This is a genomic window from Lysobacter cavernae, assembly GCF_042648505.1.
In the GTDB taxonomy this organism is placed as follows: domain Bacteria; phylum Pseudomonadota; class Gammaproteobacteria; order Xanthomonadales; family Xanthomonadaceae; genus Lysobacter_L; species Lysobacter_L cavernae.
Map to the genome: position 1 here is coordinate 299,578 of NZ_JBHRXK010000004.1, position 26,727 is coordinate 326,304.

General features: G+C 65.3%; 23 protein-coding genes. 15 read left to right on the forward strand and 8 right to left on the reverse strand.

The window, feature by feature from the left end:
• Nucleotides 1-27 precede the first annotated feature (27 nt).
• The 7 genes from murG to lpxC all read left to right on the forward strand — a co-directional run bounded on the left by murG (nt 28) and on the right by lpxC (nt 8,164).
• Nucleotides 28-1,143 carry an undecaprenyldiphospho-muramoylpentapeptide beta-N-acetylglucosaminyltransferase gene (murG, locus tag ACFOLC_RS11090; protein ID WP_386759312.1) on the forward strand — a complete coding sequence of 372 codons (1,116 nt, stop codon included), beginning with the start codon at nt 28-30 and terminating at the stop codon, nt 1,141-1,143.
• Between the two features lie 8 nt (nt 1,144-1,151).
• Nucleotides 1,152-2,585 (forward strand): UDP-N-acetylmuramate--L-alanine ligase, encoded by a 1,434-nt coding sequence (murC, locus tag ACFOLC_RS11095; protein WP_386759420.1) that lies wholly within the window; start codon nt 1,152-1,154, stop codon nt 2,583-2,585.
• Nucleotides 2,582-3,559, forward strand: coding sequence for a D-alanine--D-alanine ligase (locus ACFOLC_RS11100; protein WP_386759313.1), 978 nt, complete (start codon nt 2,582-2,584; stop codon nt 3,557-3,559). Before murC ends, ACFOLC_RS11100 begins: the two co-directional genes overlap by 4 nt.
• Complete coding sequence (locus tag ACFOLC_RS11105) at nt 3,556-4,311, forward strand: cell division protein FtsQ/DivIB (RefSeq protein ID WP_386759314.1); 756 nt, start codon at nt 3,556-3,558, stop codon at nt 4,309-4,311. Before ACFOLC_RS11100 ends, ACFOLC_RS11105 begins: the two co-directional genes overlap by 4 nt.
• A 10-nt stretch (nt 4,312-4,321) precedes the next feature.
• On the forward strand, nt 4,322-5,572 hold the full coding sequence (ftsA, locus tag ACFOLC_RS11110) for a cell division protein FtsA (protein ID WP_386759315.1): 1,251 nt from the start codon (nt 4,322-4,324) through the stop codon (nt 5,570-5,572).
• 198 nt (nt 5,573-5,770) lie between these two features.
• Nucleotides 5,771-7,009: a cell division protein FtsZ gene (ftsZ, locus tag ACFOLC_RS11115; RefSeq protein WP_386759316.1), complete on the forward strand. Its 1,239-nt coding sequence runs from the start codon at nt 5,771-5,773 to the stop codon at nt 7,007-7,009.
• A 243-nt stretch (nt 7,010-7,252) separates the two neighbouring features.
• Nucleotides 7,253-8,164 (forward strand): UDP-3-O-acyl-N-acetylglucosamine deacetylase, encoded by a 912-nt coding sequence (gene lpxC / locus ACFOLC_RS11120; RefSeq protein ID WP_386759317.1) that lies wholly within the window; start codon nt 7,253-7,255, stop codon nt 8,162-8,164.
• A 216-nt stretch (nt 8,165-8,380) separates the two neighbouring features.
• Here the strand turns inward: lpxC and ACFOLC_RS11125 are convergent, their stop codons facing one another.
• On the reverse strand, nt 8,381-8,830 hold the full coding sequence (locus ACFOLC_RS11125; RefSeq protein ID WP_386759318.1) for a DciA family protein: 450 nt from the start codon (nt 8,828-8,830) through the stop codon (nt 8,381-8,383).
• 7 nt (nt 8,831-8,837) lie between these two features.
• Between ACFOLC_RS11125 and ACFOLC_RS11130 the strand changes: the two genes are divergently transcribed.
• The 3 genes from ACFOLC_RS11130 to ACFOLC_RS11140 all read left to right on the forward strand — a co-directional run bounded on the left by ACFOLC_RS11130 (nt 8,838) and on the right by ACFOLC_RS11140 (nt 13,859).
• A complete protein-coding gene (locus ACFOLC_RS11130) occupies nt 8,838-9,761 on the forward strand; it encodes a peptidoglycan DD-metalloendopeptidase family protein (protein WP_386759319.1) in 924 nt (307 codons plus the stop codon).
• A gap of 272 nt (nt 9,762-10,033) precedes the next feature.
• Nucleotides 10,034-12,754, forward strand: a complete 2,721-nt coding sequence (gene secA, locus ACFOLC_RS11135; RefSeq protein ID WP_386759320.1) for a preprotein translocase subunit SecA — start codon at nt 10,034-10,036, stop codon at nt 12,752-12,754.
• A gap of 145 nt (nt 12,755-12,899) precedes the next feature.
• Nucleotides 12,900-13,859 carry a Nudix family hydrolase gene (locus ACFOLC_RS11140; RefSeq protein WP_386759421.1) on the forward strand — a complete coding sequence of 320 codons (960 nt, stop codon included), beginning with the start codon at nt 12,900-12,902 and terminating at the stop codon, nt 13,857-13,859.
• 117 nt (nt 13,860-13,976) lie between these two features.
• Here the strand turns inward: ACFOLC_RS11140 and coaE are convergent, their stop codons facing one another.
• From coaE to pilB, 4 genes are all read right to left on the reverse strand, one after another.
• Complete coding sequence (coaE, locus tag ACFOLC_RS11145; protein ID WP_386759321.1) at nt 13,977-14,597, reverse strand: dephospho-CoA kinase; 621 nt, start codon at nt 14,595-14,597, stop codon at nt 13,977-13,979.
• Nucleotides 14,598-14,687: 90 nt separating this feature from the next.
• Nucleotides 14,688-15,551 carry a prepilin peptidase gene (locus ACFOLC_RS11150; RefSeq protein ID WP_386759322.1) on the reverse strand — a complete coding sequence of 288 codons (864 nt, stop codon included), beginning with the start codon at nt 15,549-15,551 and terminating at the stop codon, nt 14,688-14,690.
• A 32-nt stretch (nt 15,552-15,583) separates the two neighbouring features.
• On the reverse strand, nt 15,584-16,840 hold the full coding sequence (locus ACFOLC_RS11155; RefSeq protein WP_386759323.1) for a type II secretion system F family protein: 1,257 nt from the start codon (nt 16,838-16,840) through the stop codon (nt 15,584-15,586).
• A 3-nt stretch (nt 16,841-16,843) separates the two neighbouring features.
• Entirely contained in the window at nt 16,844-18,568 is a 1,725-nt protein-coding gene (pilB, locus tag ACFOLC_RS11160; protein WP_386759324.1) for a type IV-A pilus assembly ATPase PilB, read from the reverse strand.
• Nucleotides 18,569-18,778: 210 nt separating this feature from the next.
• On the opposite strand from pilB, the gene ACFOLC_RS11165 reads away from it, so the two are divergent.
• The 5 genes from ACFOLC_RS11165 (at nt 18,779) to ACFOLC_RS11185 (ending at nt 23,418) form a co-directional block, all read left to right on the forward strand.
• Nucleotides 18,779-19,660, forward strand: coding sequence for a glycosyltransferase family 2 protein (locus ACFOLC_RS11165; protein ID WP_386759325.1), 882 nt, complete (start codon nt 18,779-18,781; stop codon nt 19,658-19,660).
• 69 nt (nt 19,661-19,729) lie between these two features.
• A complete protein-coding gene (locus tag ACFOLC_RS11170; protein WP_386759326.1) occupies nt 19,730-20,497 on the forward strand; it encodes a class I SAM-dependent methyltransferase in 768 nt (255 codons plus the stop codon).
• Nucleotides 20,494-21,432, forward strand: a complete 939-nt coding sequence (locus tag ACFOLC_RS11175; protein ID WP_386759327.1) for a lysylphosphatidylglycerol synthase domain-containing protein — start codon at nt 20,494-20,496, stop codon at nt 21,430-21,432. Before ACFOLC_RS11170 ends, ACFOLC_RS11175 begins: the two co-directional genes overlap by 4 nt.
• Nucleotides 21,425-22,243 carry a class I SAM-dependent methyltransferase gene (locus ACFOLC_RS11180; protein ID WP_386759328.1) on the forward strand — a complete coding sequence of 273 codons (819 nt, stop codon included), beginning with the start codon at nt 21,425-21,427 and terminating at the stop codon, nt 22,241-22,243. The genes ACFOLC_RS11175 and ACFOLC_RS11180 overlap by 8 nt, the downstream gene beginning before the upstream one ends.
• A gap of 113 nt (nt 22,244-22,356) precedes the next feature.
• Nucleotides 22,357-23,418 (forward strand): hypothetical protein, encoded by a 1,062-nt coding sequence (locus ACFOLC_RS11185; protein WP_386759329.1) that lies wholly within the window; start codon nt 22,357-22,359, stop codon nt 23,416-23,418.
• Here ACFOLC_RS11185 and ACFOLC_RS11190 read toward each other — a convergent pair.
• From ACFOLC_RS11190 to ACFOLC_RS11200, 3 genes are all read right to left on the reverse strand, one after another.
• Nucleotides 23,415-25,259 carry a hypothetical protein gene (locus ACFOLC_RS11190; protein ID WP_386759330.1) on the reverse strand — a complete coding sequence of 615 codons (1,845 nt, stop codon included), beginning with the start codon at nt 25,257-25,259 and terminating at the stop codon, nt 23,415-23,417. The genes ACFOLC_RS11185 and ACFOLC_RS11190 overlap by 4 nt on opposite strands.
• Nucleotides 25,260-25,318: 59 nt before the next feature.
• Entirely contained in the window at nt 25,319-25,723 is a 405-nt protein-coding gene (locus ACFOLC_RS11195) for a pilin (RefSeq protein ID WP_386759331.1), read from the reverse strand.
• A gap of 125 nt (nt 25,724-25,848) precedes the next feature.
• Entirely contained in the window at nt 25,849-26,268 is a 420-nt protein-coding gene (locus ACFOLC_RS11200; RefSeq protein ID WP_386759332.1) for a pilin, read from the reverse strand.
• Nucleotides 26,269-26,727 lie beyond the last annotated feature (459 nt).

Consider the following 26,727-nt stretch of genomic DNA (forward strand, 5'->3'; position numbering starts at 1 on the left):
CATGTCGCCTTCTCTCGGGAGGACCGCATGAAGGTCGACCTGGCCCAGACCGATTCCGACCTGCATCCGGTGATGATCCTCGCCGGTGGCACCGGCGGGCACATCTTCCCCGGCCTGGCGGTCGCGCATGCGCTCGGCGCGCGTGGCGTGCCGGTGTTGTGGCTCGGGGCCGAGGGCGGCATGGAGACACGGCTGGTGCCGCAGCACGGCATCGCCATCGACACGATCGCGGTGCGTGGCGTGCGCGGCAAAGGCATCGCCGCGCTGCTGGCGGCACCGTTCCAGTTGATCGGCGCGGTGCGCGCCGCGCGGCAGACGCTGCGCCAGCGCCAGCCGCGCGCGGTGATCAGCTTCGGCGGCTATGCGGCGGGGCCGGGCGGCCTGGCCGCACGGCTGGCTGGCATTCCACTGTTCGTGCACGAGCAGAACCGCGCGCCGGGCATGACCAACCGCGTGCTCGCGCGCCTGGCGCGGCACGTGCTGACCGGATTTCCGGACACGTTTCCGGGCGCGCGCGAAGAGGTCGTCGGCAACCCGGTGCGTGCGCAGATCGCCGCCGTGGCGCCGCCGGCCGAACGCTTCGCCGGCCGCAGCGGGCCACTGCGGGTGCTGGTGCTCGGCGGCAGCCAGGGCGCGCGCGCCTTGAATGCGGCCGTGCCCAAGGCGATCGCCGGCCTGCGTGGTCGCATCGATTGCGAAGTGCGCCACCAGTGCGGCGAGAAGCTGCGCGAAGACGCCGAGCGTGCCTACGCGCAGGCTGGCGTGACCGCATCGGTCGAGCCGTTCATCGCCGACATGGCCGCCGCCTACGCCTGGGCCGACCTGGTGGTCTGTCGCGCCGGCGCACTGACCTTGGCCGAGCTGTGCGCGGTCGGCGTCGGCAGCGTGCTGGTGCCGTTCCCGCAGGCGGTCGACGACCACCAGACCAAGAACGCGCAGTTCCTGGTCGACCGCGGCGCGGCACAGCTGTTGCCGCAGGGCGTCGGCGCCGACGGCCGTGATCTGGCCGAACGCCTGTCGGCCACCATCGAAATCCTCGGCGAACGCGCCGGCCTGCTGCAGATGGCGCAGGCCGCGCGTGCGCTCGCCAAGCCCGACGCGGCCGAGCGCGTCGCCACCATCGTTCTGGAGCAAGTTGAATGAGCACGGCCCTGCGTCGCCGCCTGCAGCATACCGGCGACCTCGCCAAAGCGTTCCCGCGCGTGCACTTCGTCGGTATCGGCGGCGTCGGCATGAGCGGCATTGCCGAAGTGATGTGCACGCTTGGCTACCAGGTGTCGGGGTCGGACAACGCCGACAACGCGGTCACCCGTCGCCTGGCCTCGCTAGGCGTCACGGTCAACCGCGGCCACGCCGCCGCCAACGTACTCGGCACCGACTGCGTGGTGGTGTCCAGCGCGATCAAGCCCGACAACCCGGAGCTGATGGAAGCGCGTGCGCAGCGCATCCCGGTGGTGCCGCGCGCGGAGATGCTGGCCGAGCTGATGCGCTTCAAGCGCGGCATCGCGGTCGCCGGCACCCATGGAAAAACCACGACGACGTCGCTGACCGCCAGCGTGTTGGCCGAGGGCGGCATCGACCCGACCTTCGTGATCGGCGGCCAATTGCTCGCCGCCGGCGCCAACGCGCGCCTGGGCACCGGTGACTGGCTGGTCGGCGAGGCTGACGAGAGCGATGGCAGCTTCCTGCGCCTGAACCCGCAGATCGCCATCGTCACCAACATCGACGCCGACCACCTGGAGAACTACGGCGGCGACTTCGCCAAGGTCCAGGCCGCGTTCGAGGAATTCATGCACCGCCTGCCGTTCTACGGCCTGGCGGTGCTGTGCATCGACGATGCCGAGGTCGCCGCGCTGGCACAGAAGACGCCGCGCCACGTGATGACCTACGGCCTCGATGCCATCGCCGACGTGCGTGCCGAGGACGTGGTGCAGCACGGGCCGAACATGTGCTTCACCCTGTGCCTGCCGGACGCGACGCGCACGCCGGTGACACTGGCACTGCCGGGACGCCACAACGTGCTCAACGCGCTGGCCGCGGCCGCGGTCGGCTGGCAACTCGGTGTCAGCGCCGAGGCGATCGCGCGCGCGCTGCAGGCCTTCGCCGGCATCGGTCGCCGCTTCAACCTGTTGGCGCAATTGCAGACGGCCAAGGGCGCGAGCGTGCAATTGGTCGACGACTATGGCCACCACCCCAAGGAGCTCGAGGCGGTGTTCGCCGCGGCCCGCGGCGGCTGGCCGGACAAGCGCCTGGTGGTCGCGTTCCAGCCGCACCGCTACAGCCGCACGCGCGACCTGTTCGACGAGTTTGCCGCGGTGCTGTCGAGCGTCGATGCGCTGGTGCTGACCGAGGTCTATCCGGCCGGTGAAGCGCCGATCGCCGGCGCCGACGCCAAATCACTGGCGCGTGCGATCCGTGCGCGCGGCCGTATCGATCCGGTCGTGGTGGCCTCGGCCGCGGAATTGTCCGCGGTGCTGCCGGACGTGCTCAACGACGGTGACCTGCTGCTGATGATGGGCGCCGGTGACATCGGCTACGCCGCGCAGCAGATCGCCAGCAACGGTTTCCCGGGAGAGTCCAGGTGAGTGTGCAGTTTGCTCCGCTCCGCGTCACCGATCCGGCCGTGTTCGGCCGGGTCGCCGTGCTCATGGGTGGCACAAGCGCCGAGCGCGAGGTGTCGCTCGATTCCGGCCGCGGTGTGCTCGAGGCACTGCGCTCGCGCGGCGTCGACGCATTCGCAGTCGACGGCATCGCGGCACTGATCGAAGCCATTCGCGCCGGCAGTGTCGATCGCGTCTTCAACATCCTGCACGGCAACAAGGGCGGCGGCGAAGACGGCGTGTTGCAGGGCGTGCTCGAGGCACTTGGCGTGCCCTACACCGGTTCGGACGTGCTCGGTTCGGCGCTGACCATGGACAAGATCCGCACCAAGCAGGTGTGGATGGCATCAAACCTGCCGACGCCGCGCTACAAGCGCATTGCCCCGGGCGAGGACGTGCACGCGGCGGCGCGCGAACTCGGCCTGCCGGTGATCATCAAGCCGTCCAGCGAAGGGTCGAGCGTGGGTATCTCGCGCGTGCTCGAGGACGCCGGCATCGACGAGGCCGTGGCTCTGGCCGCGCGCTACCCCGGCGAGATGCTGATGGAGCAGATGATCATCGGCGACGAGCTGACCGTGGCCGTGCTGGTCAACGGCAGCGGCCACACCGCGCTGCCGTCGATCCGCATCGTGCCCAAGGGCGAGTGGTACGACTACCACGCCAAGTACATCGCCGACGACACCCAGTACTTGTGCCCGGGCCTGGACGGTGCGGCCGAGGACGAGATCCGCCGCCTGGCGATCGCGGCCTTCGTCGCGGCGGGCTGCAAGGGCTGGGGCCGCGTCGACGTGATGCACGACCGCAGCAGCGGCCAGTTCTACCTGATCGAGGTCAACACCGCGCCGGGCATGACCAGCCACTCGCTGGTGCCCAAGGCGGCGCGTCAGGTCGGGATCGAGTACGACGAGCTGTGCTGGCGCGTGCTGGAAGCGACCGTGGCAGGAGGTGCTCTGGGGTGAACGCCATGCTGCGCCTCGTCGGGTGGATCCTCGCGCTGGCCCTGGTCGCGTTGCCGGTCGTGGCCGTGCTCAACGGCTGGGTCGGTGCGAACCAGTGGCCGCTGCAGAAGCTGCGCGTGACCGGACAGTTCGAGCGCGTGGATGCGGCGTTGCTGCAGAAGACCTTGCTGCCGTATGCGCGGAGCGGCTTCTTCGCGGTCGACCTGGCGGCGGCGCAGGACGCGGTGGCGCGGTTGCCGTGGGTCGAAACCGCGCAGGTGCGCAAGCGTTGGCCGGACGTGCTCGAGGTGAGCGTGGTCGAGCACCGGCCGTTCGCGCGCTGGGGCAAGGACCGGCTGCTGTCGCAGCAGGGCCGGCTGTTCCCGTCGAAGGGCATCGAGGTGCCCAAGGGCTTGCCGCAGCTGGGTGGCCCCGACACCCGCGTGGCCGAAGTGGTGGCGCTCTACAACGAGTCGCGCGCGCTGTTCACGCCGATCGGGCTGGACGTGCGCGCGGTCGAGCTGGACCCGCGTGGCAGCTGGACGCTCGGCCTGGGCAACGGCGATGCCGCCGAACGCATGCAGGTCGTGGTCGGGCGCAGCGAATCGCGCGCACGGTTGGGCCGTTTCGTGCGGTTGATGCCGCAGTTGTTGGCGCAGCGCGTGCAGATGCTGGTGCGCGCCGACCTGCGCTACACCAATGGTTTTGCACTGACGTGGGCGCCGATGCCGGCACCGGCGGCGGTGCCGCAACAGCAGCAAGGACAGTCATGAGCGTATCCGTATGAACCGCAAGGGTGACAAGTCGCTGATCGTCGGTCTCGACATCGGCACCTCGAAGGTGGTGGCGCTGGTCGGCGAGTACTCGCCGGATAACGGCCGGCCGGGCACCCCGATCGAGGTGATCGGCATCGGTTCGCACGAATCGCGCGGCCTCAAACGCGGCGTGGTCGTCGACATCGAGTCGACGGTGCAGTCGATCCAGCGCGCGATCGAGGAGGCCGAGCTGATGGCCGGCTGCGAGATCCGTTCGGTCTACGCCTCGATCTCGGGCAACCACGTGCAGTGCCGCAACTCGCAGGGCATCGCCCCGATCCGTGACGGCGAGGTCACCTACGGCGACCTCGATCGCGTGCTGGAAGCGGCCAAGGCGGTGGCCATTCCGGCCGACCAGAAGATCCTGCATGCGATCCCGCGTGACTACGTGCTCGACGACTCGCAGGAAGGCATCCGCAACCCGGTCGGCATGACCGGCGTGCGCCTGGAGGTGCATGCGCACCTGGTGGTGTGCGCGCAGTCGGCCGCGGCCAACATCAGCAAGTGCGTGCAGCGCTGCGGCTTGCAGGTCGACGACCTGATCCTCAGCGTGCTCGCTTCCAGCAATGCGGTGCTGACCAGCGACGAGCGCGAGCTCGGCGTGGTGCTGGTCGACATCGGTGCCGGTACCACCGACATCGCGGTGTTCGTCGGCGGCGCCATCGCGCACAGCGCGAGCCTGCCGATCGCCGGCGACAAGGTCACCGAGGACATCGCGCACATGCTGCGCACGCCGACGCCGGAGGCCGAGCAGATCAAGGTCCGCTACGCCTGCGCGCTGGCGCAGATGGCCACCGCCGAGGAAAGCATCCAGGTGCCGTCGGTCGGCGACCGCCCGCCGCGGCGGATGCCGCGCCACTCGCTGGCGCAGGCGGTGCAGGCGCGCTACGAGGAAATCTTCGAAATGATCCAGGCCGAGCTGCGCCGCAGCGGCTTCGAGCAGCACGTGCGCGCTGGCATGGTCCTGACCGGCGGCGCCGCGAAGATGGAAGGCGTGGTCGAACTGGCCGAGGAAATGCTGCAGATGCCGGTGCGTGTCGGCATCCCGCAGCACGTCACGGGACTGGGCGAGGTGGTCGGCAATCCGGTGCACGCCACCGGCGTCGGCCTGTTGCTGATGGGCAGCCAGATCGAACACCCGCGCCGGCCGGTGATCTCCACCGGTCGTGCCGGCAGCTTCTTCAACAAGCTCAAGAACTGGTATCGCGGCGAGTTCTGACCGTGCACACGGTGCGAACCGCCACGAGGTGTACGGAATCGACGCGGCGGATGCCGACGCCGGTTTCCGGTCCGGACAGGGAGTTCGGGCCATGCGGGCAGGCGAGGCGACGACGAAGGGTTCCAGACGTTTTTTTGGCAACACCAGCACTTCGGAAGACACAGCACATAACTAGCAACACATAACGAGGGCGACGACATGGCACATTTCGAACTGGTTGAAAACATGGCCCCGAACGCGATCATCAAGGTCGTGGGCGTGGGCGGCGGTGGCGGCAACGCCGTGGCGCACATGGTCAGCGGCAGCGTCGACGGCGTGGAGTTCATCACCGCCAACACCGACTCGCAGGCGATCAAGAACTGCGGCGCCAAGCTGCAGCTGCAGCTCGGCAGCAACGTCACCAAGGGCCTGGGCGCCGGCGCCAACCCGGAAGTTGGTCGTCAAGCCGCCTTGGAAGACCGCGAGCGCATCATGGACGCGCTGACCGGCGCCGACATGGTCTTCATCACCGCCGGCATGGGCGGCGGCACCGGCACCGGCGCCGCGCCGGTGGTGGCGCAACTGGCCAAGGAGATGGGCATCCTGACCGTGGCCGTGGTCACCAAGCCGTTCCCGTTCGAGGGCCGCCGCCGCATGCAGGTCGCGCTCAAGGGCATCGAGGAACTGAGCCATCACTGCGACTCGCTGATCACCATCCCCAACGAGAAGCTGATCACCGTGCTTGGCCGCAACGCCACGATGATCCAGGCGTTCCGCGCCGCGAATGATGTGCTGCTCGGCGCGGTGCAGGGCATCGCCGACCTGATCGTGCGCCCGGGCCTGATCAACGTCGACTTTGCCGACGTGCGCACCGTCATGTCCGAGATGGGCCTGGCAATGATGGGCACCGGCTCGGCGCGCGGCGACGACCGTGCCCAGGCCGCGGCCGAGTCGGCGATCCAGAATCCGCTGCTCGACGACGTCAACCTGTCCGGCGCCAACGGCATCCTGGTCAACATCACCGCCGGTCCGGATTTCACCATGGCCGAGTTCGACGAGGTCGGCCGCACCATCGAGAACTTTGCCTCGGAAGACGCGACCGTGGTCATCGGCACCGTGCTTGACCCGGACATGCAGGACGAGGTCAAGGTCACCGTGGTCGCCACCGGCCTCAATCGCGTGGCCTCCAAGCAGTCGCTGCGTGGCCATGACCGCGACAGCGGCTTCGAAAGCCAGCGCCGCCCGCAGGTGCAGCTGGTCAACACCCAGGTCAAGCGCGACGGCACCACCGGCCTGCCGATCGACGACGGCTTCGGCGGCCCGGTGATCCCGAGCTTCGGTGGCAGCCTGCGGGCCCCGTCGCGCGGCAGCGAACCGGCGGTCCCGGCCGTGGCCGACTTCGGCAGCGACAGCAGCTACCTCGACATACCGGCGTTCCTGCGCCGTCAGGCCGACTGACCGGTCCGTTCGTCCGTCCTCATCGCCCCGGGCTCCGGCCCGGGGCGCTTGGGTCGGCCGGTCCCGCCACGCGGGCCGGCCGACCGGTTTATTGGCCCGTGGCCGTCGGCGGGACAGTGACCGGTTTCCGTTAAGGTTCAGCGATCCCGGTGGTATTCTTCCCACCCGTTCAGGCGAGAACGATTTGCATCCGCCTGTCCACGCACCCACATAACCACCGAATAATCAGGTCGCCCGATTTCGATGTTGCGCCAGCGCACTCTCAAGAACGTGATCCGCGCCACCGGCGTGGGCCTGCACAGCGGCGAGAAGGTCTTTCTCACCCTGCGTCCGGCCGCGGCCGATACCGGCATCGTGTTCCGCCGCGTCGACCTCGACCCGGTGGTGGAAGTGCCTGCCCGCGCCGATCTGGTCACCGAGACCACCCTGTGCACCGGCCTGAGCTGCGGCCCGGCCAAGATCCAGACCGTCGAGCACCTGATGTCGGCGCTGGCCGGCCTGGGCATCGACAACGTCATCGTCGAGCTGTCGGCGCCGGAAGTGCCGATCATGGACGGCTCGGCCGGCCCGTTCGTGTTCCTGCTGCAGTCGGCGGGCATCGCCGAGCAGGAGGCGCCCAAGCGCTTCATCCGCATCAAGCGTCCGGTCGAGGTTCGTGATGGCGACAAGGTCGCCCGCTTCGAGCCGTACGACGGCTTCCGCCTCGGCTTCACCGTGCAGTTCGATCATCCGGCGATCCCGACCGCGCAGTCGCGCGCGCAGGTCGAGTTCTCGACCGCCAATTACATCCAGGAAGTCAGCCGCGCGCGCACCTTCGGCTTCATGCGCGACCTGGAATACATGCGCGAGCGCAACCTCGGCCTGGGCGGCTCGATGGACAACGCGATCGTGCTCGACGAGTTCCGCGTGCTCAACGACGACGGCCTGCGCTACGCCGATGAATTCGTCCGCCACAAGATCCTCGACGCGATCGGCGATCTGTACCTGGCCGGACACCCGATCCTCGGCGCCTACGAGGGCTTCAAGTCCGGCCACGCGCTCAACAACAAGCTGGTGCGTGCCCTGCTGGCCGAACGCTCGGCCTGGGACGAGGTGACGTTTACCGAACCCGACGCCGCCGAGCCGGTCGTCTACGGTGCTCCCGCCACGGCCTGAGCCGGGCCGCGGATTCAGGTCCGCAGCAAGCGTTTACACGAAATGGGCCCTCGTCACAGACGTGAATGCTGCGTGACGTCTTAACGTTTTAATAACGTTTAATTTCTGAAATATTTCTAACCCTTTAACAATTTCAAGAGGTTAGGCCTTTAGCATGCCCCGACCCCGGCCTTCCGGCGGCTCACGGCATCGACCATGCCAGTGACCCGACGCAGGTCAGGAGGCGTCTTCCGGTCCGGAGTGATCGGGGTCTTTCAGGGACGCCAAAGCGGCTTGCAGGGCTTGTTGGGCAACCGCTGACATGGGTTTGGCTTTCCGGTGGGATTGCGCGGGGGCAGTCGCCGGTGCTGTCGTTTTGACGATGAGTTCAGCCGCATCCAGCCCGACGGAACGGGCCGCGTCGAGCAGTTCCGGAGCGACGAGCCGCAGTTTGGCTCGCCACACCGGAGCGTCGACGACAAACACGAGCCTGCCGCACTCGTAGTTGGCCAGCCGCGCATGCGCGGCCAACGGGGACGGCAGGTGAGGACGTAACCGTCGGTCCAGTTCGTCGAGCCAGAGTGCGCGGCGGATCGGGCCCCCCGCCGGTTCCGCGAGCAGCGCATCGAGCGCGGCCCGTGGGGTCGAAGAGTGGGGTCGGGGCAACCTGGGCTTGGAATCAGACATCGGACATATGACCTATCCATCCATCGTAAACAAAACCCGTGCCCAGCTGGCGACTTGGTTGCAGCAGGCCGGGTATTGGGGCGGGCAGCGGCCCGCTCTGGCCATCGCGCTGTTGCTGGGCACCGGGCTCGCGGTCGGCGCCGGTGCAGGCATCGCCGACAACGCGCTGTTGCGCGGTAAGGGCGAGCGCCAGCAGGCCCTGATCGACGCGACCCGCCGTGACGCCCAGCGCGAGATCAACGCGCTGGCGGCACGCATGGGCGAGTTGCAGGCCGAAGCCAACCGGCTCAACGCGCTCGGCGAGCGCCTGACCCGCATCGGCCAACTGCAGGACGGCGAATTCGACTTCGACAAGCCGGTCGGTATCGGCGGTGCCGGCCCGGTGCGCGACATGGCCAAGACCGAGCTCGACGCGGGCATGGCCGTCCTGGGCCAGCAGTTCAAGGCCTCCGGCGAGCAGCTCTCGGTGCTCGAGGCGCTGCTGTTCAACCGTCAGCTGGACATGAATGCGGTGCCCGGGCGCGAGCCGATCGCAGGCAGCTACATCACCTCTGGCTTCGGTGGCCGTGCCGATCCGTTCAACGGCGGCCATGCCAACCACAAGGGCATCGATTTCAAGGCCAATGTCGGCGACCCGGTGCTGGCAGTGGCCGACGGCGTGGTCAGCTACTCGGGCGGGCGCTCGGGTTACGGCAACGTGGTCGAGGTCGACCACGGCAACGGCTACGTGACCCGCTACGCCCACAACTCGCGCCTGACCCGCAAGGTCGGCGAGCTGGTCCGCGCCGGCCAGGAGATCGCCAAAGCCGGCTCGACCGGTCGTTCGACCGGCGCCCACGTCCATTTCGAGGTCTGGGAAAACGGCCGCGTGGTCAACCCGCGCAACTTCCTGAGCCAGCAGTCGCCGCTCAAGCTCGAGATCAAGGGCTGATCCAACGCAGCGGTTGAGCGCTGCGTCGCACTCTGGGCCAGCGCAGGGCGCAAGCCGCGCGCCCGTGGCTTGCAAGCACCTGGCCTCGCCCCCACGCTACAATCGGCGCGGCCAAAGACCAGGCTCGACATGATCGGGGCGCACGGCGCCCCGATCTCGTTTCTGGATTCCCCGTTTTCTATGGATTGCTCGGGGAACTTGCCGGCGGTCGCGCGTTCTTAACGCGCCTGCCCGGCGTTTTCCCGATCCGCTTCACGGACCCGTACCCGCTCATGCTCAACAGCCTGCTTACCCGCGTTTTCGGCAGCCGCAACGACCGCCTGCTGCGTCAACTGCAACGCTCCGTCATCAAGATCAACGCGCTCGAGCCGGAGATGGAGAAACTCTCCGACAGCGAGCTGCAGGCCAAGACCCCCGAGTTCCAGAAGCGCATCGCCGACGGTGAAGCGCTCGACAAGCTGCTGCCGGAGGCATTCGCGGTCTGCCGCGAGGCGTCCAGGCGCGTGCTCGGCATGCGCCATTACGACGTGCAGCTGATCGGCGGCATGGTCCTGCACCTGGGCAAGATCGCCGAGATGCGCACCGGCGAGGGCAAGACCCTGGTCGGCACGTTGCCGACCTACCTCAATGCGCTCGAGGGCAAGGGCGTGCACGTGGTCACCGTCAACGACTACCTGGCGCGGCGTGACTCGGCCTGGATGGGCAAGCTCTACAACTGGCTGGGCCTGTCGGTCGGCGTGGTCTACCCGGGCATGCCGCATAGCGACAAGCACGCCGCCTACGCCAGCGACATCACCTACGGCACCAATAACGAGTTCGGCTTCGACTACCTGCGCGACAACATGGCGCTGTCGAAGGAGGACCGTTTCCAGCGCGGGCTGCATTACGCGATCGTCGACGAGGTCGACTCGATCCTGATCGACGAGGCGCGCACCCCGCTGATCATCTCCGGCCCGGCCGACGAGTCGCCGGAGCTGTACATCAAGGTCAACCGCATCGTGCCGCAGCTGACGCGGCAGGAAGTCGAGGACGGCATCGGCGACTACTGGGTCGACGAGAAGGGCAAGCAGGTGCATCTGTCCGAGTCCGGCCAGGAGCATGCCGAGGAGCTGCTGCGCAAGGCCGGCATCCTGCAGGGCGAGGACGACAGCCTGTACGGCGCCAACAACCTCAGCGTCGTCCACCATCTCAACGCGGCGATGCGCGCGCACGCGATCTACCAGCGCGACGTCGACTACATCGTGCGCGACGGCGAGGTGGTGATCGTCGACGAGTTCACCGGTCGCACCCTGGCCGGGCGCCGCTGGTCCGACGGCCTGCACCAGGCGGTCGAGGCCAAGGAAGGCGTGCCGGTCCAGCGCGAGAACCAGACGCTGGCCAGCATCACCTTCCAGAACCTGTTCCGCATGTACAAGAAGCTGTCCGGCATGACCGGCACGGCCGATACCGAGGCCTACGAGTTCCAGAGCATCTACGGCCTGGAAGTGGTGGTGATCCCGACCCACCGGCCGATGGTGCGCAAGGACAGCGCCGACCACGTGTTCCTCAACCGCGCCGGCAAGTACCGCGCGGTGCTCAACGAGATCAAGGACGCCAACGAACGCAAGCAGCCGGTGCTGGTCGGTACGACCTCGATCGAAGTGTCGGAGATGCTCAGCCAGCAGTTGCGCGAGGCCGGCGTGGCGCACGAGGTGCTCAACGCCAAGCAGCACGAGCGCGAGGCGACCATCGTCGCCCAGGCCGGCCGCCCCGGCGCGGTCACCATCGCCACCAACATGGCCGGCCGCGGCACCGACATCGTGCTTGGCGGTTCGCTCGAGAACGAACTGGCCGAACTGGAAGCCGCCAACGGCGACCAGCCGGTCGACGAGGTCACCCGCGCGCGTCTGAAAGCCGAGTGGCAGGCACGCCACGAGGCGGTCAAGACCGCCGGCGGCCTGCACATCGTCGGCACCGAGCGCCACGAGTCGCGCCGCATCGACAACCAGCTGCGCGGTCGCGCCGGCCGCCAGGGCGACCCGGGCTCGTCGCGCTTCTACCTGTCGCTGGAAGACAACCTGATGCGCATCTTCGCCGCCGACTGGGTGCAGCGGATCATGGCGCGCATGGGCCTGAAGGAAGACGACATCATCGAAAGCCCGCTGGTGACCAAGCAGATCGCCAACGCGCAGCGCAAGGTCGAGGCGCACAACTTCGACATCCGCAAGAACCTGCTCGACTTCGACGACGTCAACAACGACCAGCGCAAGGTGATCTACGGCCAGCGCGACGAGTTGCTCGAGGCCGAGACCGTGCAGGACAACGTCGAGGGCCTTCGCGAAGACGTGGTCGCCGACACCGTCGCCCGCTTCGTGCCGGCGAACTCGATCGACGAGCAGTGGGACCTGCCGGGCCTGGAGGCGACGCTGGTGGAGGAGTTCGGCGTGCAGTTGCCGCTGGTGCAGATGGCCAAGGACAGCGACGAGCTCGACGCCGAGACCATCGAACAGCGCGTACAGGACGCGGTGCGCAATCACTTCGCCGAGCGCGAGACGCAGCTTGGTGCCGAGACGATGCGCCTGCTCGAGAAGCACATCATGCTCAACGTGCTCGACCAGAGCTGGAAGGAGCACCTGGCGCGCATGGACTACCTGCGCCAGGGCATCCATCTGCGCGGGTACGCGCAGAAGCAGCCCAAGCAGGAGTACAAGAAGGAAGCCTTCGAGCTGTTCAGCGACATGCTCGACAAGGTCAAGCGCGAAGTAGTGACGCTGCTGGCGCGCGTGCGCATCCGTAGCGAGGACGAGATCGTGGCGATGGAGGCGGCCGAGCGCGCCCAGGCCGAGGCGCAGGCGCGGCAGCTGCAGTTCCAGCACGCCGACGCCGGCGGTTTCGGCGCCGACGAGGAGGCCACGCAGGTGTCCGAGGCAGCCTTTGCCAACGTCGGCCGCAACGATCCCTGTCCCTGCGGCAGCGGCAAGAAGTACAAGCACTGCCATGGGCAGCTGGCCTGAAAGCCGTGATTCGTGATTCGTGATTCGTGAAGAGTGACTCGTGAACAGCAAAGGCTGCCATTCCGAGCGCAGCGAGGAACCTGCTTCATCATCGCCAGGTGAAAGGCAGCGCGAGGCCCGGGATGGCGCCGCGAACGAATCACGAATCACCCATCACGAATCACGCTCCGTCGAAGTCGTCGCCGGCGTCATCCGCGACCTGCGCGGCCGCATCCTGCTGGCGCGGCGTACCGAAGGCCGCGACCTGGCCGGGCTCTGGGAGTTTCCGGGCGGCAAGCGCGAGCCGGGCGAATCGCCCGAGGCCGCCTTGATGCGCGAGCTGCACGAGGAGCTCGGCATCGATGTCGAAGTGGGCGCGTCATTGATCACCGTGCCGCAGGCCTACCCGGACAAGCGGTTGCGCCTGGACGTGCGTCAGATCGCGGCCTGGCGTGGCAGCGCGCGCGGCCGTGAAGGCCAGGCGCTGGCCTGGGTGCCGCCGGCCAAACTCGACCGCTATGCGATGCCGCCGGCGGACCGCCCGGTGGTGGCGGCCCTGCGCCAGGCGCCGTATTACCTGGTCACGCCGGAGCCCGGCGATGACGACGCGCGGTGGCTGCAGCAACTCGAACGCACCTTGGCCACGGGCATCGACCGGGTGCAGCTGCGCGCGCCGTCGTTGCCGCGTGACCGCTGGCGGGCGCTGGCCGGCCGTGCCGTCGCGCTGTGCCGCAAGGCGGGCGTCGAGGTGCTGGTGAACGGCGATGCCGATCTCGCCGATGAGTTGGGAGCGGGCCTGCATCTGCGTGCGCTGCAGTTGGTTGAGTACGCGCAGCGTCCCGTGCCGGCCAGCCGGCCGCTGGCAGCCTCCTGCCATGACGCCGACGAGCTGCGTGCTGCGCAGGCGTTGGGCTGCGATTTCGCCGTGGTCGGCGCGCTCAAGCCGACGGCCAGCCATCCGGGCGCCGTCGGCATCGGCTGGGACGGATTCGCCGCCTTGCGCGAAACGGTGTCGCTGCCGCTCTACGCGATTGGTGGCTTGCTTCCGGGTGATCTCGACGAGGCGCGCCGCCATGGCGCCCAGGGCATCGCCGCGATTCGCGGCCTGTGGCCGACGGATTATTGATCCGGCCGAACTTTGCTTCATGTAGGAGCGGCTTCTGACGCGAATTTTTCGCGTGTGTACGGGGTGCCAAAGCTCGCGGCTGAAGCCGCTCCTACAACGATTGATTTGAAGGTCGGATCAATAGGCGGCGTCAGCGGCCAGGGCGCGGTAGCGACGGTCGAGGGCGACCACGTGCGCCTCCAGTGCCGCCAAGGGGCCGTCGTTGACGATGACGTCGTCGGCGATCGCCAGCCGCGTCGTGCGCGTGGCCTGGGCGGCGATCATGCGTTCGGCCAATCCGGCATCGACGCCGTCGCGCTGCATCACGCGCGCGCGCTGCACCGCGGCGGGGACGTCGACGACCAGGATCCGTGCCAGCCACGGGTAGGCCTCGCGGCCGCCGCCTTCAGCCAGCAGCGGGATTGCCGCGATCGCGTAGGGGCCAGGCGCGGCCCGGCAGGCTTCGCGCAGGACGAGCCGCACGCGCGGGTGGACGATGGCCTCGAGCCGCCGCCGCGCGGCCTCGTCGCCGAACACATGTCGACGCATCGCCGCGCGGTCGAGGCTGCCATCGGCGGCCAGCACGTCGACACCGAACGCCGCGACGACTTCGGCCAGGCCGTCCGAGCCCGCGGCCACCGCCTCGCGCGCGGCCACATCGGCATCGGCCACGACCACGCCGAGCGCCTCGAAGCGGCGCGTGACTTCGCTTTTGCCGGACGCCACGCCGCCGGTCACGCCGATGATGAAGGCACTCATGTCCGGTACGCTCGCAGTCGGGTTCGTCCGCTGCGTAGCGTAACGAAGTCGGAGCGCACCGGAGCGCTCAGGTCACGCCCGGTGCGGGTGTTATTCCAGACCGGAGAAGCGCAGGTAGGCGCCGACCATCTGCTCACCCCAGAAGAACGCGATCCAGCCGGCGATGGCCAGGTAGGGGCCGAACGGAATCGGCGTGGCACGGTCGCGGCCCTTCATCGCCAGCCAGATCGAGCCGACGATGGCGCCGACCAGCGACGACAGCAGGATCGTCGGCAGGATGCCCTTGAGCCCGGTCCACGCGCCGATCGCGGCCAGCAGCTTGAAGTCGCCGTGGCCCATGCCCTCCTTGCCGGTGATCTGCTTGAACAGCCACCACACTGCCCACAGGCTCATGTAGCCGGCGACGGCACCGAGCAAGGCCGGCTTGGCGCCGAAGTAGAGGTTGTCAGAGGCCGCGATCAGGCCCAGCCACATCAGCGGCAAAGTCAGCTGATCGGGCAGGAGTTGAGTGCGCAGGTCAATGCCGGACAGTGCGATCAGGAAACAGGTGAACACGATCGCGCCGAAGCCCTGCCAGCCGAAGCCGAAGCGCCAGACGCAGGCCATCACCAGCAGCATCGTCAGCAACTCGACCAGCGGGTACTGCGGCGAGATCGGCGTCTTGCAGTTGCGGCAGCGCCCGCGCAGCGCCAGGTAGCTGAACACCGGGATGTTCTCGTACCACGACAGCTGGTGCTTGCAGTGCGGGCAATGCGAGCGCTCGACCACGATCCCGGGCGGCGGCGGGTCGTAGGCCTCGGGCTCGCCGAGCACCTCACGGCTGTCACGCTGCCACTGCCATTCCAAGCGCTTGGGCAGGCGCAGGATGACCACGTTGAGAAAACTGCCGACCAGCAGGCCGAGTCCGGCCGCCAGCGGGTAGCCGATGGCGGGGTTTTGATCGAGGAATGCCATGTGCGGGATTGTCGCTTATATGCGCTTGCCGATCAGCCAACCGTGGCAGCAAGCTTGAAGATCGGCAGGTACATGGCGATCACCATGCCGCCGACGATCACGCCCAGGAACACCATGATCAGTGGTTCCAACAGGCTGGCCAGTGCGTCGACGGCGTTGTTGACCTCCTGCTCGTAGAACTCGGCGACCTTGAACAGCATGGCATCGAGCGCACCGGCTTCTTCGCCGATCGCGGTCATCTGCGTCACCATGTGCGGGAACAGGTTGACCTGCTTCATCGCCATGTTGACCGGGTAGCCGACTGCAACGTCGTCGCGGATACGGCGCACCGCGTCCTCGTAGACCACGTTGCCGGTGGCGCCGGCGACCGTGTCCAGCGCTTCCACCAGCGGCACGCCGGCCTTGAAGGTGACGCCGAGCGTGCGCGCGAAGCGGGCAATCGCCGAGTTGTGCATGATCTGGCCGATCACCGGAATCTTGAGCGTGATGCGGTCGAGGAAACGGGCGAAGTTGACTGAGCGGTTCTTGGCCATGATGAAGGCCACCACCATGCCGACTGCGCCGAGCAGGATCACCCACCACCAGCTGACCATGAAGCGGCTCAGTGCCACGATGAGTTTGGTGAAGGCTGGCAGGTCGGCGCCGAAGCCCTTGAAGACCTCCTCGAATTGCGGCACCACGAACACCAGCAGGATCGAACTGACGATCAGCGCCACCGCGATCACCATCGCCGGATAGAACATCGCCTTCTTGATCTTGCCCTTCAGGGCTTCGATGTTTTCCTTGTAGGTGGCGACCGTGTCGAGCACGGTTTCGAGCACGCCGGCCGATTCGCCGGCCTTGACCAGGTTGCGATAGAGCTCATCGAACTGCACCGGGTGCTTGCACAGTGCCTCGTACAGCGATGAACCGCTCTCGACATCGGCACGTACGGAGTTGACCAAGGTCGACATGCGCGGGTTCTTGTTGCCGTTGGCGATGATCTCCATCGAGCCCACGATCGGCACGCCTGATTTCATCATGGTCGCGATCTGACGGCTGAACACGGCGATGTCGAGCGGGGTAATGCGCTTGCCTGCGGCGCCAAACAACGGCTTGCCCTTGGGCTTGACCACCTTGGGTGTGATGCCGAGACGGCGCAGTTCGGCGCGCAGCATGTTGGCGCTCTTGGCCTGCTGCTCGCCCTTCATGACCTTGCCGCGCTTGTCGGTGCCCTCCCAGACAAACATGTCCTGTGGGTTGGGGCGACGGACGGTGGTGGATTTGGTGGCGGTGCGGGTCGCGGACATGGCTTAGTCCTTGGTTACGCGGTTGATTTCGGCAAGACTGGTAACGCCGTTCTTGACTTTCACCAGCGCCGACTGGCGCAGGTCGCGGACACTGGAGCGTTGCGCGGCTTCGGCGATCTGCATCGCATTGCCGCCGGCCAGCACGATCGCTTGGATCTCATCGCTCATCGGCATCACCTGGTAGATGCCTGTGCGGCCCTTGTAGCCCTCGGTGCAATCGCTGCAGCCGACCGCCTCATAGATATTCAGTCCGTTGGCGATCTCCTCGTGGGAGAAGCCTTCGGCCAGCAGGGCATGCTCGGGCAGATGCACCTCACGCTTGCAGTCGTGCAAGCGACGGGCCAGGCGCTGGGCGATGACCAGGGTCACGCTAGACGTGATGTTGAACGGCGCCACGCCCATGTTCATCAAACGCGCGATGGTCTGCGGCGCGTCGTTGGTGTGCAGGGTCGACAGCACCATGTGGCCGGTCTGGGCGGCCTTGATGGCTATCTCGGCTGTTTCCAGGTCGCGGATTTCGCCGACCATGATCACGTCCGGGTCCTGGCGTAGGAAGCTGCGCAGCGCAGCGGCAAAGGTCATGCCGCGCTTGACGTTCATCTGCACCTGGTTGATGCCAGGCACGCGGATTTCGACTGGATCCTCGACCGTGGAGATGTTGCGCTGTTCGTCGTTGAGGATATTCAGGCCGGTGTACAGCGACACCGTCTTGCCTGAGCCGGTCGGGCCGGTCACCAGCACCATGCCGTAGGGCTTGGCCAGCGCCTGTTCGTACAAGGCGCGCTGGTCATCCTCATAGCCGAGCTTGTCGATGCCAAGCTTGGCGGCGCTGCCGTCGAGGATACGCAGCACCACCTTCTCACCGAACAGCGTGGGCAGGGTGCTGACACGGAAGTCGATCTGCTTGGTCTTGGAAATATTGAGCTTGATGCGGCCGTCCTGCGGCACGCGCTTCTCGGCGATGTCGAGCTGCGCCATCACCTTAAGGCGGGCGGCGATGCGCGCCTGCAGGTTGGGCGGTACCTTGGTGATCTGCTTGAGCAGGCCGTCGATGCGCAAGCGCACCCGGTATTCGGTCTCGTAAGGCTCGAAGTGAATGTCGGAGGCGCCGCGACGGATCGCATCGACCAGTACCTTGTTGACGAACTTGACCACTGGCGTGTCGTCGGTCTTGACGTCGACGCCGCTGTCACCGGACAGATCGGCATCGCCACCGGAAGCGTCGAGCGTGTCTAGGCCTTCGTCACCGCCGACGGTATCGGCCAGTGCGTCACTGGCCTCAAGCCACAGTTCGATGCTGCGCTGCAGGCGGTCCTCGTCCAGGAGGATCGGCTCGATCACCAGATTGGTCTGGAACTTGACCTCGTCCAGTGCCAGCGAATTGGTCGGGTCGGCGATGCCGATGAACAGGCGGTTGCCACGCTTGAACAGCGGCAGCACCTGATGCTTGCGCACCAAGGCCTCACTGAGCAGCTTGATGGCCGACTGCTTGGGGTCGAAGGCGGTCACGTCCAGCAGCGGCACGCCAAACTCGATCGAGTTGGCGGCAGCCATCTGGGACGAGCTTACCAGTCGTTTTTCCGCCAGGTAGGTCGCGATCGGTTGCCGTTGGCTGCTGGCCGCCGCGAGCGCCTCGCGCGCGGCGGTGTCTTCCAGGGCGCCGTCCAGCACCAAGCGCCGGGCAATGCCGGTGATCCCCACCAAATTGGCAGTGGCGATGGCGCTCATGAAGCCCCCTGAATTTCCCCGCCCCGACTGTACCGCAAACCCTCATCCGCGCGTATGGACGGGGCGCACGTTTGCGCGCCGCGGGGCTGGTTCGAGCCTGGCAGGGACGACGGGGGCTTGCGCTCAGCCCGATCCGCCGGCGCAGAAAAGCGACCCGTGCACCTTACCGAGTACCCGCCTATGACCTACCCTGTCGCAAAAGGGGGGTGAATGCGTATTTCAGTGGTGTTGCCGGCCAAGAACGAGGCCGAGGGACTGGCGGGGACGCTCCCGGCGCTGCGGGCGAGGTGGCCGCAGGCGGAGGTCGTGGTCGTCGACGACGGCTCGACCGATGCCACGGCGGCTGTTGCCACAGAGCATGGCGCTCGCGTGCTGTCGTCCCCCTACTCGATGGGCAATGGCGCTGCGATCAAGCGCGGCGCACGGGAGGCCACGGGGGACGTGATCGTATTCATGGACGCTGACGGTCAGCACGATCCAGCCCATATCGAACTCTTGTTGAGCAAGCTGGACGAAGGCTACGACATGGTCGTGGGCGCCCGGGATGACTCCGGCCAGGCCAATCTGCACAGAGGATTGGCCAATCGTCTGTACAACCGGCTGGCCAGTTGGATGACCGGCCATGCCATTCTTGACCTGACCTCCGGGTTCCGTGCGGTGCGCGCGGACAAGTTCCGTGAGTTCCTGCATCTGCTACCCAACGGCTTCAGCTACCCGACCACCAGCACCATGGCGTTTTTCCGCAGTGCCTACCCGGTGGCTTATGTGCCGATCCCGGTGGCCAAGCGCGTCGGCAACAACAGCCACATCCGCCCCATCAAGGACGGCATCCGCTTCCTGCTGATCATCTTCAAGATCGCGACGTTGTATTCGCCGTTGAAGCTGTTTGCGCCTGCTGCTGGTGCATTCTTCCTGCTGGGCATGGGCTATTACGGATACACCTTCTTGGTGCAGCATCGACTCACCAACATGAGCGTGCTGCTCTTCAGTGCCGCGGTCATCGTGTTCCTGATCGGGCTGATCTCGGAGCAGATCACATCCTTGACGTTCTTGTCCGTCAGGTCCGGCGCGCAAACAACCAAGGGCGATTGAATGTCGGCGCAGCACGGCCCTCCTTCAGTTCATGGTAGAGGCATCGATCCGCTGCTTGGATGGTTGCCAGTGGATCATTCATGGGTGCCATCCGTAAGGTACCTGCTGCGCCGCGCCCGTGTTCTTGATAAGACACGTGCTTTGTCACCCGGCCGTTTGCTTGAGGTGGGCTGTGGCGCGGGCTCGTTGCTTGCAGAGCTGGTTGCCGAAGGGCATCAGGGCACCGGGCTGGAGACCTCCGAAGCAGCGCGGCGACTTGCTTTCCACTCGCTGTGCGAGTTCGCCGGTGGTGAGATTGCAATCGAATCAGAGGAGAGCGATGACTGGGAGGCCGGCTTCGCGACCATTCTTGCGTTGGATGTGCTCGAGCACATCGAGGATGACGTGGTAACACTGAAACGCTGGTTTTCCTGGCTGGCGCCGGGAGGGCATATATTGCTTTCGGTCCCGGCTCATTCACGTCGCTGGGGGAGTGGTGATATCTGGGCAGGTCATTTTCGCCGATATGATCGTGGCGCGTTAGTGGATGTGGTGCGCGCAGCGGGGATGGAGATAACACACATCGAGTGTTACGGATTCCCGGTGGCGAATCTGACCGAGTGGCTAGGTGAGCGCCACTATCGCAAGGCGCTGCAGGAGCGGGAGCGGAACGGCGCCTTGGAGCGCGAATACGGCAACTCACGTAGCGGGATCGAGCGTACCGTGTATCAGCGTGTCTTCGCTGGCCTCTCGTCACCGCTAGGGCGCGCTTTGCTGCACATCGCCTTGTTCCTGCAACGGATGACGATCGGGACGAACTGGGGCAGCGGTTACATCGTAGTCGCGAGGAAGGCATGAGGCTTGGAATTCGCGCGCTGGGCTTCGCCATCGGTGGTGGCCTGCTGCTCTATTTCCTCTATTTCTGTATCGTTTCGTTTGATTGGGATTCCCTGCGCCACTTCGCCTCATGGACGACATGCCTCGCCTTGGGTGGCGCAACGCTCCTGTACTGCGCAGTGGTCCCTCTTTCGGCGATGGCCTGGGGGCGCTTGCTTCCCTTTGGGCGGCGGCGGTCCTTCATTGAGTTGTGTGGAGTCATGGGGGCTACGCAGCTGGCCAAGTATGTGCCGGGGAATGTCGCGCAATTCGCGAGCCGGTCAGCTCTGTCGATTGGCCGAGGCATGTCAATGCCTGACTTCATCGCGTCGGTGGCGGTGGAGACGCTGCTCGCTGTTCTGGCTGGAATGATCATCGCAGTTTGCGGGGTGGTCTTCGGCATCAGGCTACTCATGGTGCCACCTTGGCTTGAATTCTGGCTGCCTTGGGTCGTGGCGGGATCGGCTTTGGTCATTCTTGCGATGCCAAAACTGCTCGCCGCTTTCGACGGTCCAATGAGGTCTTGCCGGGTGTTCTCGCCCTTGGTCCACTTGAAGGCCTCGCTGCCGGGCTTCACGGTGCAGGTATTCGCACTGGCCACATACTGTCTCAACTATCTGTTGATCGGGTTCGGGCTGCTCCTGATTTCTAGGAGTACGGGCCTGCAATTCGGGTACGCGGAGCTGACGGTTGCCTTCACGGTTTCCTGGCTTATCGGGTTTCTTTCGCCAGGCATGCCGGCGGGCATCGGCGCCCGCGAGGGTGCGATGGCGTTGGCGCTCGGCTCGTCCACCTCGGGGGGCGGTGGGCTTGCAGGCATCGTGCTTGCGATGCGGTTGGCCACGGTAGTTGGCGATCTGATCTGGTTTGCAGTGGGCGGCTGGCTACTTTCAAAGCATGGGGGGAGGCATGAGTAATTTGCCGCTAAGTGGCGAGCGCGTGATCGAGGCATCGTATCGTGATGATCCGGGGCGTTATGCCATCTACCTCTTGCACGTTGCCAGCTACCGTTTCGCCGAGGCATACGCGAAGGGAAAGCGTGTGCTCGACCTTGGATGTGGAAGTGGATACGGTGCCGCGATGATGGCTGAAGTTGCGACCAGCGTTGTCGCTGTTGATATATCTGAAGACGCAATCCGGTTTGCGTCAGAGCAGCACGCCAAGCCGAATCTCGTGCATCGTGTGATACGGCCCGACGTGCCACTTCCATTCGAGGATGGGGCTTTTGATACCGTTCTTTCATTTCAGGTGATCGAGCATGTACGTGATGATGTTGGATACCTCGCCGAGGCGCGGCGTGTTCTGCGTCCAGGAGGGGCTCTGATTGTCATCACGCCCAACCGTGCGGTTCGTCTGCTTCCATCGCAGCGCCCATGGAACCGTTGGCACCTGCGTGAGTACAACGCGGCGGGCCTGGCAAGGTTATTCCCGACGGGCGGATGCACACTGGACATGCGATTCATGAGGGCGGAGGGAGAAATCGCTCGTGTCGAACTCGCGCGCTACCGGAAGCTCAAATGGCTCACATTGCCGGCTACGCTGCCTGTTATCCCCAATGTGGTTAGAGTTTCGGCGCTCAATGCCATGCATGCGGTTTCCGCGGCCAAGCCCGTTGCTGCCAAGTCCACTGTGGAAGGTGGCTTCGGGATGGACGTTGACACGATCAGTATTGGCCACGACGAGTGCGACGCGCTCAATCTGGTCGCTATTGCGCACGCTCTACTTTGACGCTGATGGAATACTCAAGTCCCATCCGCGTACTTCGGGTGGCCGGCCTGCGGGCGCAGGGGGGCGGTTACCCGAATGCCAGCAGGACTCTGTCGATCTTGGATGCAGCAGGGGTGGATCTGGTCGATTGCGGCATGCCGCTTCCAAGGGGGTTGCATCTGTGGCGGCTGCGAACCCTCAGCCCCCTCGGACAGCTACGGCAGATGATCGGTATTGCCCTGGGTAATGCGGTCTGTTTGCTACGGATGATGCTGTCCTGGCGGGGGCGTGGAACTGCGGTGTATGTGCCATACCCTGCCATCTTCGTGCTTTGGATGCTCTCATGGCTGCCGCGTTCAATCCGGCCGCGCTGTATCGCAGATGCGTACATATCCATGTGGGATGCCAGCTTCCGCGACCGATCCGCCGGGGAAGGTGGCATTGTTGCGCGCATCGTTCGGGCGTTCGAGGCGCGTGCGCTGAGGGCCGCATCAGTCGTGCTCGTCGACACGGTGGCGAACAAACGTCATTTCGTCGAGGACTTTGAGGTCGACCCGGCGCGGGTCCATGCGTTCCCCCTGGCGATCGACGAGGCCAGGTTCCTCGCGATTCCAGCGGCAACGGACGATGGTGGGCGTGAGGTGCGTGTGCTGTTCGTCGGCACACTGATCCCACTCCACGGCGTTGACAAGATTCTCGCGGCAGCAAAAGAGTTGGCCGGCACACATCCTCGTGTGCGATTCCGCATTATCGGTGATGGGCAACTGGGCACGATGATCGAGCGATTCATTGCCGATCATCCGCGGGCCAAACTTGAGTGGATTCGTGAATGGTGCGACTTGGGGCGCATCGCCGAGGAGATTGCGCAGGCCGACATCTGCCTGGGGGTGTTCGGGGGGGGGGGCAAGGCCGCGCGAGTGCTTCCGTTCAAGCTCTACATGTATTTCGCCGGCGGGAGGCCGGTCATCAGCCAGGAGAAATTGTCGGTACCCGATGGTGCCCCCTTGCCTCCGGTCATTGCCGTCGACCCTTCAGTGTGTGGGAGCATTGGAGACGCGATTGTTCGACTCATCGAACAGGGAGCTCCCGCGCGTCATGAAATGGGTCGGCAGGCGCGCGAGTACTACAAAGCCTGGTTGAGCAATACAGAGGTGCTTCATCGTTGGGAGAGTCTGCAAGCTGATCGCACCAGCTAGGGAGAAGTGGGAGCTTGCATCAGCCCCAATTGCTGCGCGCGCGCATGCACCGCCTCTGCTTCTCGGTGTCGTCCGTCCATCACCAATGCTGCCACGAGCGCGGCCGCGTACTGTGCATCAGCGTGGTCCACTGCCCTGACGAACATGATATCCGCGAGTTCCTGGTCACCCAGGTGGGTGAGGGCGTAGTTGGCATACTGCACATAGAACTGCGGAGGCATCTCGCGACGCCTCAGCATGGTCGAGTAAGCTTCTGAGAGGCGTTGATCGTCCAGCTCAATGCCTTCGTATCGCTGTTTCATCAAGCCGGCGACGGCACTGATCTCCTGCGAGCCGATGGGGCGGGTGGCGAGCTTGTGGATCAGTTGCTGCCACCAGCGATCCTCGACCGGCTCACCAGTGGTGGCAGCCATGATGATCAGCCCTTGCTCGAGGAGCGGCGATGCGTTTGGTAACTTGGCGCCGCGCTCGAACTCATCGCGCGCAAGCAAGAAGAAGCGGGATTTGGGATCGCCTTCGGAAAGATTCAGGTACTCCGTTCCCAAGTCGCTACTTGCGCGTGGAGATTCGGGCGAGCGAGCCACGAAATCCAGCGCAAGATGCAAGGGGTTACCCCAGGCCGCGGAGCGGATTACGGTCAAGCCAATGGATGCAACCAGGACCGCGCCGATAGCCACATGCTTGATGGTCGGGCCATCGCGGGAGGGGATGCGTCGAATGACATCCGCGCACGCCAAGAGTACGCCCAGGAGAGCGAAGTAGTTGCGGTGCTCGAACGCGAGTTCCAGGTTGAAGACATTGCTGGTAATGAGGTGCGCGCCAAGGAACCAAAGTATTCCGAGAGAGAAGAGTGGTGCGCGCTTGCGCATGACCCATGCGCCCAAGCTCAGTGCTAGCAGGAGCATCGCGCCGAACAGCGTGCTAAGCGGGCTGATGAGGCTGTGCGAGGGGACAAGCGTATCGTAGTAGAACTTCAGGCTCGAGGGCAGTGGCAGAAGAATCTGACCCATATACATGGGCAGGATGCGGAACTGGGTCAGTACGCGCTCGTAGGTATTGAAGTCGCGGTTGATGAAGGCATCAGCCGATGAAAAATGTGGAATGACGACAAAAAGGAAGAGCAGCACGGCAGCCGTCGCACCGGTGCCGTATCCCAACTGGAGTACACGGGTCATGCGTTTTGAGGCTGCGCCGAAGTGCAGGATTGTCAGTTCGAGAGCCAATGTGTATGCCGGCAGGAGTGCGGCTGTTTCCTTGCTGGACAGGCCCGCCAGCATAAGCACGCCAGTAGCTGCGATCCATGGCCACCCGTTGAGGCCCGCAATTTGACGCTCGCGTCCATGCAGATAGCAGATCAGGCCCAGAACCACGAAGGTCAGCGAGAGGGTTTCCATGCGCTGCACGATGTACAGCGCGGAGGACACCTGCATGGGGTGAACCGACCACAACAGGGCCACACAGAACGCCCCGATCAGATTCCTCCTGGACCGCCCCCATGCCATGGAGAGTAGGCGTGTAGTTAGCCAGAAGACCAGCAGTGCGTTAAATGCATGCACCAGCAGCCCGGAGAGCTTGAAACCCCATGGGTCCTTGCCATGCATAGCGTGGTCGAGCGCGAAGGAAATCGTGGCCAGCGGCCGGCCGTATCCGCCGGCGTCATAGGACTTGGCCGCTGTCCGGATCGCAGCAAGGTCGAGCCGTTCCGGTTGCACGCGCGGATTGGTGACGATGTTCGGGTAGTCGTCCAGCAGGAACCCGCCGCTCAGGCCGGGCCAGTAGGCCAGCAGCGTGATAATCAGCAACGCCAAGGAAAGCAGCAGTTCGTTACGGTACTTCGGCATGACGATGAAAATCGACTCCCCGGGCCCGGGTGCCCGGGCCGCTACAAAATACGTGTGTTTCAGCTGCAGCCATCCGGCCGGTATTTGGTCGGAATCGAGGCATCCATCCTGCAGCCCCAGGCGCCACTGCCGTTACGCGCGATTTCAATCGTCTTTCCGGATATCCTCGGATTGCCCTTGAGCGCGCAGCGGATGTAACCGGTAGCACCCGGCGTCATCTTGATCTCGCATCGTGGCGTGGACTTTTGCAGGCCAATTTCTTCGACGTTGAAAGTCGTCCGGCTGTTGGCCACGACCTGGGTCTCGAACGTCGAGCGCCCGCCGCTGATCTCCGACAGGCCTGCCGTGACCTGGCTGCGAATGGCGTAGTCCTGGTAAGCCGGCAGAGCGATCGCGGCCAGGATGCTGATGATCGCCACCACGATCATCAGTTCGATGAGAGTAAAGCCCTTATTGTCGCGCATGTCTGCCCCCTGCAGAGTCCTTAGCATTTAGCAAGCACTTTTCATGCCAACGCGTGCCGTGACAGACGCATAAAAAAAGAGGAGCGGTTGCCCGCTCCTCTCTTCATGCGACATTTTGCCGGCTATTACTTCGTGCAGCCGTTCGGCAGGTACTTGTCTTCGAGGCCCGGCACCGAGCACTTCCACTCGCCACTGTTGTTGCGGGTCAAGGTGACAACCTTGCCCACGACCTTCGGGTTGCCCAGCAGGGTGCACTTGATGGTGCCGGTCGCGTTTCCGGCCACTTCGACACCCGGGGTCGGGTTGCATCGAGTGGTGCTGGCCTGCAGGCCAACCGAGGCAGGGCCGGAGAACTGGGTCGAGCCGCGGTTGATCTTCTCTTCAAACGCCGTCACGCCGCCACGGACGTCGGCCAGGCCGGCGGTGACCTGCGAGCGGGCCACGTAGTCCTGGTAAGCCGGCAGCGCGATGGCGGCCAGGATGGCGATGATCGCGACGACGATCATCAGTTCGATCAGGGTGAAGCCTTGCTGGTTGTTCTTCATGGTGTTTCCCCTAGGAGTGTTGAACTTCACGTGCCTGCGGGCCGGCTTTCCGGTCCTCGGGCTGCCGTGCTCGCTGCACGTGCAGGAAAGTACACGCATAAGGCGTGCCAAGCGTGCTTTCCGTGAATACGTTTTCTGAACTGGCGAGCCGATCACGCTAAGTGTCAATTCCGGACGGGGTCGCAGTGACGCTTTGGGTCATGTTTAAAAAGTTGATGTGACGCTGTTCGTCACCATTGGGCGGGCGCAGTGATCAAGGCAATCAACCATGCCTGGGGCTGATTGGCGAGCTTCTCACGCTGCGGCCTCAAGGGGTTCCCGATCGGAACGATCGGCCCAGGTGACAATCAAGTGGCCGCCTGAGCTTTGTTACTTCCGGAGTCTTTGGAGCAGGCTCGAAACAACGGCTCGGTTGTATGTCGCTATCGCGTGGATAGGGGCGGGAGCCGCGTCTTTGCT

Excerpts from the sequence above, each read along its gene's own strand:
- ACFOLC_RS11130 (WP_386759319.1), top strand. The coding sequence starts at position 8,838 with ATGACCTATCCATCCATCGTAAACAAAACCCGTGCCCAGCTGGCGACT.
- pilB (WP_386759324.1), bottom strand. The coding sequence starts at position 18,568 with ATGAGCGCCATCGCCACTGCCAATTTGGTGGGGATCACCGGCATTGCC.
- ACFOLC_RS11155 (WP_386759323.1), bottom strand. The coding sequence starts at position 16,840 with ATGTCCGCGACCCGCACCGCCACCAAATCCACCACCGTCCGTCGCCCC.
- ftsA (WP_386759315.1), top strand. The coding sequence starts at position 4,322 with ATGAACCGCAAGGGTGACAAGTCGCTGATCGTCGGTCTCGACATCGGC.
- secA (WP_386759320.1), top strand. The coding sequence starts at position 10,034 with ATGCTCAACAGCCTGCTTACCCGCGTTTTCGGCAGCCGCAACGACCGC.
- coaE (WP_386759321.1), bottom strand. The coding sequence starts at position 14,597 with ATGAGTGCCTTCATCATCGGCGTGACCGGCGGCGTGGCGTCCGGCAAA.
- ACFOLC_RS11165 (WP_386759325.1), top strand. The coding sequence starts at position 18,779 with ATGCGTATTTCAGTGGTGTTGCCGGCCAAGAACGAGGCCGAGGGACTG.
- ACFOLC_RS11150 (WP_386759322.1), bottom strand. The coding sequence starts at position 15,551 with ATGGCATTCCTCGATCAAAACCCCGCCATCGGCTACCCGCTGGCGGCC.
- lpxC (WP_386759317.1), top strand. The coding sequence starts at position 7,253 with ATGTTGCGCCAGCGCACTCTCAAGAACGTGATCCGCGCCACCGGCGTG.
- ACFOLC_RS11125 (WP_386759318.1), bottom strand. The coding sequence starts at position 8,830 with ATGTCTGATTCCAAGCCCAGGTTGCCCCGACCCCACTCTTCGACCCCA.
- ACFOLC_RS11195 (WP_386759331.1), bottom strand. The coding sequence starts at position 25,723 with ATGCGCGACAATAAGGGCTTTACTCTCATCGAACTGATGATCGTGGTG.
- ftsZ (WP_386759316.1), top strand. The coding sequence starts at position 5,771 with ATGGCACATTTCGAACTGGTTGAAAACATGGCCCCGAACGCGATCATC.
- murG (WP_386759312.1), top strand. The coding sequence starts at position 28 with ATGAAGGTCGACCTGGCCCAGACCGATTCCGACCTGCATCCGGTGATG.
- ACFOLC_RS11180 (WP_386759328.1), top strand. The coding sequence starts at position 21,425 with ATGAGTAATTTGCCGCTAAGTGGCGAGCGCGTGATCGAGGCATCGTAT.
- ACFOLC_RS11175 (WP_386759327.1), top strand. The coding sequence starts at position 20,494 with ATGAGGCTTGGAATTCGCGCGCTGGGCTTCGCCATCGGTGGTGGCCTG.
- ACFOLC_RS11190 (WP_386759330.1), bottom strand. The coding sequence starts at position 25,259 with ATGCCGAAGTACCGTAACGAACTGCTGCTTTCCTTGGCGTTGCTGATT.
- ACFOLC_RS11200 (WP_386759332.1), bottom strand. The coding sequence starts at position 26,268 with ATGAAGAACAACCAGCAAGGCTTCACCCTGATCGAACTGATGATCGTC.